The sequence below is a fragment of the Vibrio sp. SG41-7 genome (assembly GCF_014164465.1).
Taxonomy (GTDB): domain Bacteria; phylum Pseudomonadota; class Gammaproteobacteria; order Enterobacterales; family Vibrionaceae; genus Vibrio; species Vibrio splendidus.
Map to the genome: position 1 here is coordinate 1 of NZ_JACJFF010000140.1, position 12,990 is coordinate 12,990.

General features: G+C 44.7%; 14 protein-coding genes. 12 read left to right on the top strand and 2 right to left on the bottom strand.

Translation table 11 applies throughout. From position 1 onward, the window contains the following. The 6 genes from ftsY to glpG form a co-directional block, all read left to right on the top strand. The coding region (gene ftsY, locus H5300_RS22960; protein WP_182796982.1) for a signal recognition particle-docking protein FtsY at positions 1-1,002 on the top strand (1,002 nt) is incomplete at its 5' end. Between the two features lie 77 nt (positions 1,003-1,079). Continuing rightward, a complete protein-coding gene (gene ftsE, locus H5300_RS22965) occupies positions 1,080-1,757 on the top strand; it encodes a cell division ATP-binding protein FtsE (protein WP_004736585.1) in 678 nt (225 codons plus the stop codon). Beyond that, entirely contained in the window at positions 1,744-2,712 is a 969-nt protein-coding gene (gene ftsX / locus H5300_RS22970; protein WP_004736584.1) for a permease-like cell division protein FtsX, read from the top strand. The genes ftsE and ftsX overlap by 14 nt, the downstream gene beginning before the upstream one ends. A gap of 177 nt (positions 2,713-2,889) precedes the next feature. After that, entirely contained in the window at positions 2,890-3,747 is an 858-nt protein-coding gene (gene rpoH, locus H5300_RS22975; RefSeq protein WP_026012297.1) for an RNA polymerase sigma factor RpoH, read from the top strand. A gap of 429 nt (positions 3,748-4,176) precedes the next feature. Further along, complete coding sequence (gene glpE, locus H5300_RS22980) at positions 4,177-4,497, top strand: thiosulfate sulfurtransferase GlpE (protein WP_004736711.1); 321 nt, start codon at positions 4,177-4,179, stop codon at positions 4,495-4,497. Between the two features lie 58 nt (positions 4,498-4,555). Continuing rightward, the gene (gene glpG, locus H5300_RS22985; RefSeq protein WP_182796983.1) at positions 4,556-5,401 is read left to right on the top strand and encodes a rhomboid family intramembrane serine protease GlpG; all 846 of its coding nucleotides are present in this window, start codon (positions 4,556-4,558) and stop codon (positions 5,399-5,401) included. 88 nt (positions 5,402-5,489) lie between these two features. On the opposite strand, the gene H5300_RS22990 is transcribed toward glpG, so the two are convergent. Beyond that, the gene (locus H5300_RS22990; protein ID WP_004736708.1) at positions 5,490-5,897 is read right to left on the bottom strand and encodes a flagellar basal body-associated protein FliL; all 408 of its coding nucleotides are present in this window, start codon (positions 5,895-5,897) and stop codon (positions 5,490-5,492) included. Between the two features lie 162 nt (positions 5,898-6,059). Here H5300_RS22990 and H5300_RS22995 point away from each other — a divergent pair, with 162 nt between their 5' ends. Beyond that, positions 6,060-6,602, top strand: coding sequence for a chorismate lyase (locus H5300_RS22995; RefSeq protein ID WP_004736706.1), 543 nt, complete (start codon positions 6,060-6,062; stop codon positions 6,600-6,602). Next, on the top strand, positions 6,603-7,457 hold the full coding sequence (ubiA, locus tag H5300_RS23000; RefSeq protein WP_004736705.1) for a 4-hydroxybenzoate octaprenyltransferase: 855 nt from the start codon (positions 6,603-6,605) through the stop codon (positions 7,455-7,457). A 103-nt stretch (positions 7,458-7,560) separates the two neighbouring features. On the opposite strand, the gene plsB is transcribed toward ubiA, so the two are convergent. After that, positions 7,561-9,984 (bottom strand): glycerol-3-phosphate 1-O-acyltransferase PlsB, encoded by a 2,424-nt coding sequence (gene plsB, locus H5300_RS23005; RefSeq protein WP_182796984.1) that lies wholly within the window; start codon positions 9,982-9,984, stop codon positions 7,561-7,563. Between the two features lie 220 nt (positions 9,985-10,204). On the opposite strand from plsB, the gene H5300_RS23010 reads away from it, so the two are divergent. The 4 genes from H5300_RS23010 to H5300_RS23025 form a co-directional block, all read left to right on the top strand. Beyond that, entirely contained in the window at positions 10,205-10,567 is a 363-nt protein-coding gene (locus tag H5300_RS23010) for a diacylglycerol kinase (protein ID WP_182796985.1), read from the top strand. Positions 10,568-10,661: 94 nt separating this feature from the next. Then, a complete protein-coding gene (gene lexA, locus H5300_RS23015; protein ID WP_004736702.1) occupies positions 10,662-11,282 on the top strand; it encodes a transcriptional repressor LexA in 621 nt (206 codons plus the stop codon). Positions 11,283-11,379: 97 nt separating this feature from the next. Beyond that, a complete protein-coding gene (locus H5300_RS23020; RefSeq protein ID WP_182796986.1) occupies positions 11,380-12,258 on the top strand; it encodes a class I SAM-dependent methyltransferase in 879 nt (292 codons plus the stop codon). 117 nt (positions 12,259-12,375) lie between these two features. Continuing rightward, positions 12,376-12,990 (top strand): MATE family efflux transporter (locus H5300_RS23025; protein WP_310736185.1); only part of this gene is annotated, 615 nt, incomplete at its 3' end.

Below are 12,990 nucleotides of genomic sequence, written 5' to 3' on the forward strand. Positions count from 1 at the left end.
GCAGAAGCAGAAGCAGAAGCAGAACAGGAAGAAGTTGCTGTTCCTCAAGCTCAGGTTGAAGAAGTTCAAGATAAGCCGACAGAAAGTTTCTTTGCGCGCCTTAAGCGTAGTCTTAGCCGCACTAAAGCAAACATCGGTGCTGGCTTCTTTGGCTTGTTCAAGGGTAAACAAATCGATGAAGATCTGTTTGAAGAACTAGAAGAGCAACTTCTGATTGCAGACGTGGGTATGAATACCACGGTTAAGATCATTGAAAATCTGACAGAAAAAGCATCTCGTAATGACCTAAAAGACGGTGAAGCTCTATATGGTCTGCTCAAAGAAGAGATGGCGGATATCTTAAGCCAAGTGGAACAGCCACTGGTTGTTGATACGACTAAAACACCTTACGTTATTTTAATGGTTGGTGTGAACGGTGTCGGTAAGACAACCACCATCGGTAAGCTGGCTAAACAATTCCAAAGCGAAGGCAAGAAAGTGATGTTGGCGGCGGGTGATACCTTCCGTGCGGCAGCGGTTGAACAACTTCAGGTTTGGGGTCAACGTAATAATGTTCCTGTGATCGCTCAGCACACTGGTGCCGATAGCGCGTCTGTTATCTACGATGCCATTGAAGCGGCGAAAGCGCGTGGTGTTGATGTTGTGATTGCCGATACAGCAGGTCGTTTGCAGAACAAGAGCAACTTGATGGAAGAGCTGCGTAAGATTGTTCGTGTAATGAAGAAGATTGATGACTCTGCACCGCACGAAATCATGTTAACGCTAGATGCTGGTACCGGTCAGAATGCTATCAGCCAAGCGAAGCTGTTCAGTGACGTGGCACCAGTAACGGGTATTACGCTCACTAAGCTAGATGGTACGGCGAAAGGCGGCGTGATTTTCTCAATTGCTGACCAGTTCCAGATTCCAATCCGCTACATTGGTGTGGGTGAAGGCATTGATGACCTGCGTCCATTTGAGTCTAAAGACTTTATTGAAGCACTATTTAGCCGCGAAGAGTAACGCGAGTAGCAAAGTGGTTTATCCTTAACCTGCTACCGTTTTAAATTTGATATGAGTGATCGTAAGAGGAATTTTCGGTGATCAAATTTCAGCAAGTGAGCAAAGCCTACCGAGGCGGACGACAAGCGCTCCAAAAAGTGGACTTTCACCTTAAACGTGGAGAGATGGCTTTTTTGGGTGGGCACTCTGGCGCTGGTAAAAGTACCTTGCTGAAGTTGATCTGCGCCATCGAGCGTCCAACTGATGGACGTGTTTGGTTTAACGATCACGATATCACTCGTATTCCAGCTAAAGACATTCCCTTCTTACGTCGTAACATTGGGATTGTCTTTCAAGACCATCGCCTACTGATGGATCGCTCTATCTTTGATAACGTCGCACTGCCTATGCGTATTGAATCTATTTCTGAAAATGAAATAAAACGCCGAGTCAGTGCTGCGTTGGATAAAACCGGCTTACTAGACAAAGCCCGTTGTTTGCCAAGCCAGCTTTCTGGTGGTGAGCAGCAACGCGTGGGTATCGCTCGCGCTGTGGTTAACCGTCCAACTCTGCTTTTAGCGGATGAGCCGACCGGTAACCTCGATCCTGAATTATCTAACCGTGTATTACGTTTGTTTGAAGAGTTCAACCGCGCAGGTGTCACGATCATCCTGGCGACGCACGATATCGGGTTAGTGAACACTCGCCCTCAGTACCGTCATCTTGAATTAAACCAAGGCTTTTTGAGTGAGGTTGAAGACTATGGCCGCGAATAAGCGCATCAAGAAACCTCAATCCAATCGAGCAGCAAACCGGGCTTCAAGCGACGGCTTCTTTGTTGTTCATTGGAAACAAGCTAAGTCATCGTTCTCGCAAATGTGGCAACGTCCGTTGGGCAACTTGTTGACCCTTGCGGTGATCTCAATGGCTTTGGCGATGCCAGCTTGTTTGTACCTACTGGGCAAGAACGTGGGTGAAGTGGCTCAAGATGTCACCAGCCCGTCACAAATAAGTGCTTATGTAGAGGATGGTATTCCTGAGCCGAGAGTAATGGTGCTTAAGGATGAAATTGAAAGTTGGGATCAAGTCGAGCTGGTGGAATATATTTCACCGCAACAAGGGCTTGCGGATCTAAGCCAATATTCTGGTTTTGAAGATGCCCTGACTATCCTAGATGACTATTCATTGCCAGGTGTGTTGGTGATTACGCCAAGCGTGCACAGTGATGTCTTAATCAAAGAATTAGCAAGCAACGTTAAAAAACAAGAGCTAGTGACCGATGTTCGTTTAGACGAAGATTGGTTAGCTCGATTAGATGCGATCAAAGCATTAGCAGCGGTCATCGTTATTACCCTAACGGTATTGATGTTGGGCGCGGTATTTTTGATTATTGGCAATACATTACGCTTTAATGTGTTGGCGCATAAAGACGAGATTCAAACCATGAAGCTGATTGGTGCCACCGACAGCTACATTCTTCGACCATACCTTTATGCTGGGATGTGGTTTGGCGTTTTAGGTTCGATTAGTGCTTGGGTTATGACGGCATTGATTACCGTATTGCTCAACAGTGCAGTGGATGATTTGGCTCAGCTTTATGATAGCCATTTCCGCTTAATTGGCCTGAGTTGGGATGAGTCTTTATTACTTTTGATCGTCGGAACTCTGCTTGGTAGTGTGGCTGCGAAGCTTTCTGCACAGCGTCACCTAAAAGAAATTGAACCAGTTTAGGTGAATAGAGTCATATTTATACGAAAAATAGGCAGTTCTTAACCAGTTTTTGCCTTGTATAGACGAATTGATTATGCATAATTACTTCCCCCTCCTTGAAACCTGTTCATTTTAGGTTCAAGATTGTCGGGTTTTAATAGATGTATTACTCCAGATCAGAGATTGATGAGGAACCGAATGGCAAACCAAGCGTATCAAATGGCTTTAGTCACACAAGATAGTTTAGATAGCTATATCCGCTCAGCGAACAGCTACCCTATGCTGACTCCTGAAGAGGAACGTGGACTTGCAGAGCGATTACATTACAAAGGTGAGATCGACGCTGCGAAAGGCTTGATCCTTTCCCACCTAAGATTCGTGGTGCACGTTGCAAGAGGCTACTCTGGCTACGGGCTACCAATGGCTGATCTCGTCCAAGAAGGTAACATCGGCTTGATGAAGGCTGTTAAGCGCTTCAATCCAGAAGTTGGTGTTCGTCTAGTCTCTTTTGCTGTTCACTGGATCAAAGCTGAGATTCATGAGTACGTTTTGCGTAACTGGCGTATCGTTAAGATCGCAACAACGAAAGCACAACGTAAATTGTTCTTTAACCTTCGTAAGTCTAAAAAGCGTTTAGGTTGGTTCAATAACGGCGAAGTTGAGACGGTTGCACGTGAGTTGGGTGTTGAGCCTTCAGAAGTTCGTGAAATGGAATCTCGCTTAGCGGCACAAGACGCTACGTTTGAAGCCCCGATGGATGACGATGACGGTGGTTCTGCTTACACGGCTCCAGTTTACTACCTAGAAGACAAAGCGTCAGACGTTGCAGAAACAGTTGAAGCTGCGAACTGGGAATCTCATACCAATAATCGTTTAGGACTCGCATTGAAGAGCTTAGACGAACGCAGCCAGCACATTGTGCGCTCACGTTGGTTGGATGATAACAAGTCGACATTGCAAGACTTAGCGGATACCTACAGCATTTCTGCAGAGCGTGTTCGCCAGTTAGAAAAGAATGCGATGAAGAAATTGAAACAAGCCGTTGGCGATTTCTAATAGCATCTAGTTTCTACTTTCTAGTAGAGCTAACAAATAGCTGAATTTTGAAAAGGCCGAGATCGAGAGATCTCGGCCTTTTTGTTTTGGATCGATTTCTCAATTTTTGCGATCGAAATTTGCAAAGTGATTTTGTGGATAACTCTGTGAGAAGTTTATTCGTCAGCTGTCTAAAAGCAGGGTGTAGTAAGGCTTTGAAGGGGTTTTTCCAGTGGGGATATGTTTCAGTTAACCCACAGCTAGATCAGGATCATTACTACATGTTGTGGATCTATTTTTAAAAAAGCACTTTATTCACGCAATTCACAGGTTTATCCACAAATGGTGTAAAAGTGATCGCTGGTGGATAACCTTATTAAGTGGATGTGATTGTTAGCCTTGGGATAGGTTACAATGGCAGCAAAGTAAATCAGTATAAAAGAGAAAGTCATGGACCAGTTTAAACATATCGATGTTAAAGGTGCTCAAGCCCTTATTGAACAAGGCGAAGCTCGACTTGTCGATATACGTGACCCGCAGTCTTTTGCGGTAGCTCACTCAAAAACCGCTTACCATCTTACTAACGATACCATGGTGTCGTTCATGGATGAGGTTGAGTTCGAACAGCCAATCTTAGTGATGTGTTATCACGGTATTAGTAGCCAAGGTGCGGCACAATATTTAGTGAACCAAGGCTTTGAAGAGGTATATAGTGTTGATGGTGGATTTGAAGCTTGGCATCGTGCTGAACTTCCAGTGATCGCGGGTTAATAGCCTTTATCACTTGAATCGCTTCAAACATCTCTCATAGCATGAATAGGAAGTAACAATGATTAGATTGATGGTGTTAGACAATCCACGTCTTGCTCAAGCGTTTATTGATTATATGGCCTTTCGTCAGATCCCTATTCAGATGTCACCTGAGGGAGAAGGGCGTTTTGCTCTTTGGCTTCTTGATGGTCAATATCAGGTTGAAACCGAGGCCGAGCTCAATCGTTTCCTGTCGGAACCCAATCATAAGCGCTATCAAGCAGCATCTTGGGACATGGCAGAGACCAGAAAGAGCAACTTTCATTATCACACGCCAAGTTTTATGGGCATGATAAAAGCCAAAGCGGGCCCCGTGACACTCAGCCTGATGTTGGTGTGTGTGGTGATTTTTGCACTGCAGCAAGTCGGTTTTGGTCAAGCTATTTTCAACGCCCTACATTTCCCTGCGGTTGACGGACAACAATGGCAATTGTGGCGTTGGTTAAGCCATGCTGTTCTGCACTTCTCTGTTATGCATATCGCATTTAATATTTTGTGGTGGTGGCAGTTAGGTGGGGATATTGAGAAAAAACTAGGTAGCCTCAAGCTACTTCAGATCTTTGCTGTCTCTTCTGCGCTTTCAGGTGCCGGGCAGTACTGGGTTGAAGGGGCGAATTTCGGTGGTTTGTCTGGTGTTGTGTATGCCTTGGTTGGCTATCTATGGGTGGTGGGTGCAAAAGCCCCTCAGCTTGGTTTAGGCATTCCAAGACAGATCTTCGGCTTTATGTTGGTGTGGTTAGTGCTTGGGTACATGCAACCGTTCATGGCCATTGCAAACACCGCTCATTTGGCTGGCCTAGCCGCTGGTGTCATTATTGGTTGGATTGATGCTATGAAAGCACCGAGTTCAGCACGAAGTGAGTAGATGCTTTTTGGCAGCAGCTAAATAATAGAGACAAAAAAAAGCGGCCAGATGAGCCGCTTTTTTATTTGGATTCGTTTTTACATCATTATTACTGATAAAGGTATTTGGTAAACAGAAGGTCAGCAATGAGGGTTTTTCCTGTTTCAGGAAGCAATACCTTGTTGAGATGTTCAACTAAGGTTTTTCTTAAATCTTCACGACCAGATAGAGACTTAATGGTTTCTTCGTTTTGTTTACCTAGCAATTCAATCACAGCATCACGAATCAGTGGTTGGTGGTGCTCAATGGCTGCCAAGTCGTTACTATTCGCAACCATTATATCGAGGCGAACCTGAATGTAGCCCAGTTTTTTACCTTTAGTGTAAAAATTGGTGGTCAGGTCAGGCTCTAGCGTGAAGTAGGCTAGTTTGGGTGCCGATTCCTCTTCAGCGAAACTTGATGCTGAAAAGAGTAGGGTAATCGCAAGAAATATTTGGGCTACATAACGTTTGTGCATATTTGTGACTTTTCTTTAGTTTATTCGCGATATTCGAAACGCATTAGTCTTGTTACAATGAGCGGTCTAAATCTAAATACGTTTACAATTCGAAGAACGCTTTAATTTTGTTCGAAAGTTGAAGCTTTATTGTACGTGTAAAGTCACCTATTGAATACTAGTATGAATCAGCCAATATCGCTGTATCTTAATTCGTTAATGAATGTAGATTGGCAAAGTACAGAAACATTTGATTTTCCTAATAAAATCACCAGAGAGTGGCTTTTGGAGCAAGGTTCTCTTTCCCGCAAGTTGGGCAAGAGCTGTCAGCACCTGTCTGTTGAGTTGCTTCATAATCAAGTTGTAGAGCGCTCAATGCTACAACAGGACGAGGAACTTCTTTTATCATCGTTTGATTGCTTACTGCGTAAAGTGATTTTGAAGGGTGATGATGAGCCGTGGGTGTTAGGGCGAACCTTGATTCCTCGAGTCACATTAGAAGATCATCAGCACTCTGACCTTTCTCAACAAGGTAATGTCCCACTTGGTTTAACCGTGTTCAGCGCTGAGAACGTGGAGCGAGATGCGCTGCAAGTCGGTTGGGTTATCGCTGGCGATGAGCGACTGCTCGCGCGTCGTTCTCGATTATGGATGAACCATAAACCGATGCTTGTGGCAGAACTATTTTTGCCAACATCACCCATTTACTCTAAGGAGAGTGTGTAAATGTTTGCCACCAAAGCGAAGGCGTATTGGCAATTAACGCGAATGAATCGCCCGATTGGTACCCTGTTACTCCTTTGGCCGACCTTATGGTCGCTGATTATCGCCGCGCAAGGCATGCCTGATTTTGATGTCTTGGTTGTTTTCGTACTTGGCGTGGTATTGATGCGTTCAGCTGGCTGTGTGATCAATGATTTTGCTGACCGTAAAGTGGATGGTCATGTAAAACGCACCAAGCAGCGTCCATTACCTTCCGGTTTGGTTTCCAGTAAGGAAGCTATTCTGCTCTTTTTAGTGCTAGCCATGGTTTCGTTCTTGCTGGTGCTAACCATGAATCCGCTGACGATTAAGCTTTCTGTTATCGGTGTTGGCTTAGCCTTCATTTATCCTTTTATGAAGCGTTTTACGCACCTTCCACAGTTGTTCCTCGGCTTAGCGTTTAGTTGGGCAATCCCAATGGCTTGGGCGGCGCAAACTAATGAGCTACCTAGTGTGGTCTGGTTTATTTTCATTATCAATGCGCTGTGGACGATTGCCTACGACACGCAATATGCAATGGTTGACCGAGATGATGACTTAAAAATTGGCATCAAATCGACGGCTATTCTATTTGGTCGTTTCGACAAGCTTATCGTTGGCTTCTTACAGCTAGTGACACTGGCGATGTTAATAGCGTTAGGCATGCATTACCAATTAGGAGATACCTTTTATTGGGCACTGCTGGTTGCGGGGGGCTTGTTTGTGTATCAACAACATCTGATGCGCCACCGTGATCGAGACTTATGTTTCCAAGCTTTCCTAAACAACAATTATGTTGGAATGGCAGTGACAGCAGGCTTATTCATTACCTTCTGGTAAGTATGAGTTTTTTGCTAAACGAACGCTCAATAAAAAGGCACCCAATGGGTGCCTTTTTTGATCGTGTTCAGTCTAGTGATTAAAGCAATTGTTAATCAAGCGATTACTCTGCTTGGTGGATACTCTCTTGAATCGTCAGACGGACCTCTGGGTAAAGCATTGAGTAAAGAAGCTTAGCGAATTGCTGAGTCTTTTCTAAATCGCAGTTACCATCGTTATCCAAATATTGCTGCTGTTTCAAGGTTGCGAACATCGACGCAAACACGCCTTTATCGAAGAACTCTGGTGCATTAATGCCTTGTAGACGCCCCAGTCGTTGTGCGATGTCTTGGCTCTTCTGCTCAAGATCAGATTTATCCAGATCAGGGTTCTCTGCCAATAGGTTCAGAGCAATAGAGTAGCGCTGTAGCGTTTCTGAAATCGTACGGCCTAACAGCATCAGTGCTTGGCTGTTTGACTGGTTGATGGTGACTTGGTTGTCCGACACCACAAGCATACCTTGGCCAACAAGCTCTTCAATGATGTTCGCCACCACGCTTTCAAGCTGATCTTCGTCGTAGCTTAAGAACAACTCTTTCTTCAAGAACGGGTAGATAGCAGCAACGTTCTCTTGAATCGTGTCAATGGTTAGGCCGTGCTGACGAATGGTCATCTGAGCAATTAATGATGGTAGAGCAAACAAATGAATGATGTTATTACGGTAGTAAGTCATCAGAATTGACTGGTGACGGTCTAGCGAAATGATGTCGCCCATTGAGTCTGATTCAATTAGGAACTTGTTCAGCGATTCAGCGTGTTTTACCAGATCTTCAGCGCTGTCTTTTGGTACCGTAAATGTATCAGAGTAAGGTACGTTCTTAAGCAGAGACAGGTAACAGTTGATCTGAGAAACCAAAGAATCACGAGACAATGCACGCTGTCTTGAAGCCAGTAACGCCGTTGCACAAAGTGTTAGTGCGTTGGTCGCTGCCGCATCGTTAATGTGTGTCATCATTTTGGTTGCCAGGTCATTGACCACTGGATTCATCCATTGTGGCTTGCTGGTTCCCATTGGATCGATATCTTTAGTCCACTCTGGAGCGTGCTCGTTCAGATATTGGTTAAGCTGAATCGGCTCACCAAAGTTGACGTAGCCTTTACCAAAATTGCGCAGCTTACGGAGCGTACGAATCACTAGGCTCGCATTTTCTTTTTCTTTGCGCTTACCACGAAGTTCTTTTGCGTAGGTCGCCACTTCCATTACGTGCTCATAGCCAATGTACACAGGTACTAACGTCACTGGACGGTTCATGCCGCGCAGCATAGCCTGAATAGTCATCGCCAACATGCCGGTTTTAGCTTGTAGCAGGCGACCTGTACGAGAGCGACCACCTTCACTGAAATACTCGACCGAGTAACCTTTGGCGAACAATTCCGCCAGATATTCACGGAAAATAGTCGAGTACAGCTTGTTGCCTTTGAAGCTACGACGAATAAAGAACGCACCACCATGACGGAAAATAGGACCGGCAGGGAAGAAGTTCAGATTGATACCCGCAGCGATATGCGGCGGCACCATGCCTTCGTGGTAAAGCACGTAAGAAAGCAGTAAGTAATCCATGTGACTACGATGACAAGGCACATAAACAATCTCGTGACCATCTTGAGCCAGCTTACGAACGGTTGAAGCGTTGCTGATATGCAGGCCTTGGTACAACTTATTCCACAACCAACCAAGAATCTTCTCACCGCGTTTGATTAGCGAGTAAGAGAAGTTCGCAGCAATCTCGTCCATGATGTCTTGAGCTTCTTTACTCGCTTTCTCGATCGAGATGTTCTTTACTTGTGCTTCATCTTCAATCGCTTTCTTGATCGCTTCAGATTTTAGTAGGCGGTCAAACAGAGCTTGGCGACTTGGCAGGTTAGGACCTGATGCTGCCAGTTTTTGGCGAGAAAAGTGAATACGTGCCACGCGCGCCAGTTTGTGTGCGATGGTGTTGTCGGTGCCGTGTGAGTTAGCCATGTAACGCAGAGAAACCACAGGACTAAAGCGAACCAAGCAGTCACGACCTGCCAGTAATACCGCTTTTGATTTCTCTAAGCCGTTCATTGCTTGTAGGTAAGGTTTCTGGTTATTCTCTTTACCAGGCTTACGACCCCACAATACAGTAGCAGGGATAACTTGAACGTCGAGATCAGAGTCTTCAGCATGCAGTGAAAGCAGCTCAGAGAAGACTTCAATTGATGAGCTTGGTACATAATCATCGTCTTGCAGTAGAGTTTTGCGAGAAGAGATAAAAACGTAGCGTTGCAGTGATTTGCCATTGATTTCAAGCTTGCTCAACGGATCAGGTAACCCTAATTCAAGTGCATGTTTTTGCAATGTAAGAATGTCTACACTTGAGCGAAACGGTAAGGCGTATACAATCGGTTTGCTCAAATCAATGTTCAAATCCTCAACAGGGTTTGAAGGAATTGATGTGCCCTTTACCAATACGGATAAAGGTAGCTTCATTAATGAACGTGAAAAAGATTGTCCAGAAGACATATAGGTTCACTGCCTCAATAGTTATTTCAATGTGCTCAAGCGTATCTCTATTTCTATGATGAAAAGGATAAATCCTGTGAGTGAAATAGGGATAAGCCTAGGCGTAAATTTAATCGATGCAAGAATACCAGAAACTGGTCTAACCTTTTAATGGAAATAGTCATATTGCCGTTAAGTTTGTGGAAAATCATTCATCGACTGATTGAGTATAGGGTTAAAAATGACCAAAAAATCAAACACCGGATTCAAACGTATCGTGAAAGCGGCGGGCTTTTCATGGCAAGGCATCACGAGCTCGTTTAAAAACGAGGCGGCATTTCGACAAGAAGTATTCATGGCCGCAGTGCTTATTCCGTTGGCGTTTTACTTAGATGTAAGCCAAGTTGAGAGAATCTTGATGATTTCAGCCGTCGTGTTGGTGATGGTTGTCGAGTTGATCAATACCGCGATTGAAGCGGTCGTTGACCGAATCGGTAGTGAACATCATGAGCTTTCTGGGATGGCGAAAGATGTTGGCTCAGCTGCAGTTTTTATCTGTTTAGGATTAGCGGGTTACGTGTGGCTAGAGATCTTGTTTTTGTAAATCGCTAAAAATGAACTAAAAACAACCAATTGCTTTGCTTTTGTTCAGTTACTGGATATACTCACAGTCAACTGTATAAAAAGACAGGTGAATCATGAAGCCGTTAACGCCCCGCCAGCAACAAGTTTTTGACCTTATCAAAAGTAAGATCGAAGATTTCGGTATGCCACCGACACGTGCAGAAATCGCGCGTGAACTTGGCTTCCGTTCTGCTAATGCTGCAGAAGAACATTTAAAAGCTCTTGCTCGTAAAGAAGCGATTGAGATTATCCCGGGTGCGTCTCGTGGTATTCGTATTTTGCTTGAAGATGCAGCGAATGAAGAGCAAGGTTTACCACTAATCGGTCAGGTTGCCGCTGGTGAGCCTATTTTGGCTCAAGAGCATGTAGAAATGCATTATCAAGTTGATCCAGGCATGTTTAAACCACAAGCTGACTTCTTACTTCGTGTAAATGGCGAAAGTATGAAAGACATCGGTATTATGGACGGTGATCTATTAGCTGTTCATAAAACACAAGATGTCCGCGATGGTCAGGTTGTCGTGGCTCGTGTCGATGATGATGTAACGGTAAAACGCCTAGAACGTAAAGGTTCAACGGTGCTGTTACACGCTGAAAATGAAGAGTTTTCTCCAATCCATGTCGATCTAGAATCTCAACACTTGTCTATTGAAGGGCTGGCTGTTGGTATTATCCGCAACACTGACTGGATGTAATCAGTACAAACACCTTATTGATATTTATTCTCAATAACTTGTTATTGTAATTGATATTCATTATCATCTTCTTTGTCGAGATACAAGGAAGATGATGATGCCAAATCCAACCAAACCTCAAATGAAGCCGCTTATTCCTAAGCCGCGCTCTTCTGTTCAAAAGGCTCCTTTTGATCAAGGGTCTGCACATCAGGAATTCCAAGTTCCGACGGATCTCGTTCAACATCTTTGGTTTCGCAGCCGCGAAAGCCTTGCCGATGACGGCCTAGTCTATGACCCTATCGCAGCTCAAGCCTGCAAGCGCTGCCAATTAGCACCAGAATGTCTTACTGGTGAACTCGACCAACAACAACTTCTCTACGCAACATTGACTCAGCTTTGTTACTCTCAAGTTCAACAATTTCTATCTCATAACCCAGATGCTTGGATTATCAATGTTGGGGCAGGCCTCGATACTCGTTTCTACCGTTTAGATAATGGCCGCTGTCATTGGGTTGAATTGGATGTAACTGAAAATCTAGTTTGGCGCCAACGCCTGTTCCACAAGAATGAACGCTACCGTTTGGAGTGTGGTTCGGTTGACGATCTGACTTGGTTGGATGAGCTCAACATCCCAGAACAAGCCTCAGTGATGGTGGTGTGCGAACATGCTTTGCTTGATTGCAATGAACAACAAACCGCATATTTTATTCAGTCATTGAGTCGTTACTTTACTCATGCACACGCGTGTTTAGTGTTAGCTGGAGACAAAAGCTCTAGTGCTCTTGGGCAAAAGCTTGGTTCAGGAAAATATGCACATGGCTTATCTTCTCCAGTAGACAGTGTTCTTAATTGGCTGCCATGGGCGCAATGGGTAAAAGCGTTTTCTCCACTTGATCAACAATGCAATCGTTGGAAATTGTGGCAGCGATTACTGTGTAAGATCTCTCAGGTCAAAAAGCGCTTAACGCCACAGTTGGTGCTTGTTAAGTGGTAGTGCTAGCGACTTTGTTTGCAGGTAGCTGAATAGAAGTATCAAGATAAGTAAAACCCCACAACATAGTGAAAGCCCACCCACTAGGTTAAACTATCGCCTCTAATCAAAGAGGTGATCGTGAAGCTATTTAATCCCCAAACTATTTTTCAAACGCTATCTAATCAGGCGATGCACAAAAAAGTGCTATTGCTCGCGATCCCGATGGTTCTCTCTAATATTACGGTTCCACTGTTGGGCTTAGTCGATGCTGCGGTTATCGGTCACCTAGAGCATTCTTGGTATTTAGGTGGTGTGGCCTTAGGCGGCACCATGATCAGTGTGACCTTTTGGTTGCTTGGTTTCCTGCGTATGTCGACGACTGGATTGGCCGCGCAATCTTATGGTGCGAATGATGGTAAGCAGCTTGGTTTAGTCTTTGTGCAAGGCGTGACTATGGCCTTAGGGTTTGCTGGTGTCTTTTTGCTTTTACACAGCTTTGTTGCGGATGCGGTTTTCTCATTGAGCAGTGCCAGCGAACAAGTCAAACATTATGGCCTGCAGTACTTCTCTATCCGTGCCTGGAGTGCGCCTGCTGCGCTAACTAACTTTGTAATTTTAGGTTGGTTGCTCGGAACCCAAAATGCTAAAGCGCCAATGTGGATGGTGATTATCACTAATATCACCAACATTGTTTTAGATATCGTATTTGTGATTGGCCTCGGCTGGCAAGTTGAAGGTGCGGCATTGGCATCG

Excerpts from the sequence above, each read along its gene's own strand:
- H5300_RS23020 (WP_182796986.1), top strand. The coding sequence starts at position 11,380 with ATGCCAAATCCAACCAAACCTCAAATGAAGCCGCTTATTCCTAAGCCG.
- lexA (WP_004736702.1), top strand. The coding sequence starts at position 10,662 with ATGAAGCCGTTAACGCCCCGCCAGCAACAAGTTTTTGACCTTATCAAA.
- H5300_RS22990 (WP_004736708.1), bottom strand. The coding sequence starts at position 5,897 with ATGCACAAACGTTATGTAGCCCAAATATTTCTTGCGATTACCCTACTC.
- ubiA (WP_004736705.1), top strand. The coding sequence starts at position 6,603 with ATGTTTGCCACCAAAGCGAAGGCGTATTGGCAATTAACGCGAATGAAT.
- ftsX (WP_004736584.1), top strand. The coding sequence starts at position 1,744 with ATGGCCGCGAATAAGCGCATCAAGAAACCTCAATCCAATCGAGCAGCA.
- rpoH (WP_026012297.1), top strand. The coding sequence starts at position 2,890 with ATGGCAAACCAAGCGTATCAAATGGCTTTAGTCACACAAGATAGTTTA.
- plsB (WP_182796984.1), bottom strand. The coding sequence starts at position 9,984 with ATGTCTTCTGGACAATCTTTTTCACGTTCATTAATGAAGCTACCTTTA.
- glpG (WP_182796983.1), top strand. The coding sequence starts at position 4,556 with ATGATTAGATTGATGGTGTTAGACAATCCACGTCTTGCTCAAGCGTTT.
- H5300_RS22995 (WP_004736706.1), top strand. The coding sequence starts at position 6,060 with ATGAATCAGCCAATATCGCTGTATCTTAATTCGTTAATGAATGTAGAT.
- H5300_RS23010 (WP_182796985.1), top strand. The coding sequence starts at position 10,205 with ATGACCAAAAAATCAAACACCGGATTCAAACGTATCGTGAAAGCGGCG.
- glpE (WP_004736711.1), top strand. The coding sequence starts at position 4,177 with ATGGACCAGTTTAAACATATCGATGTTAAAGGTGCTCAAGCCCTTATT.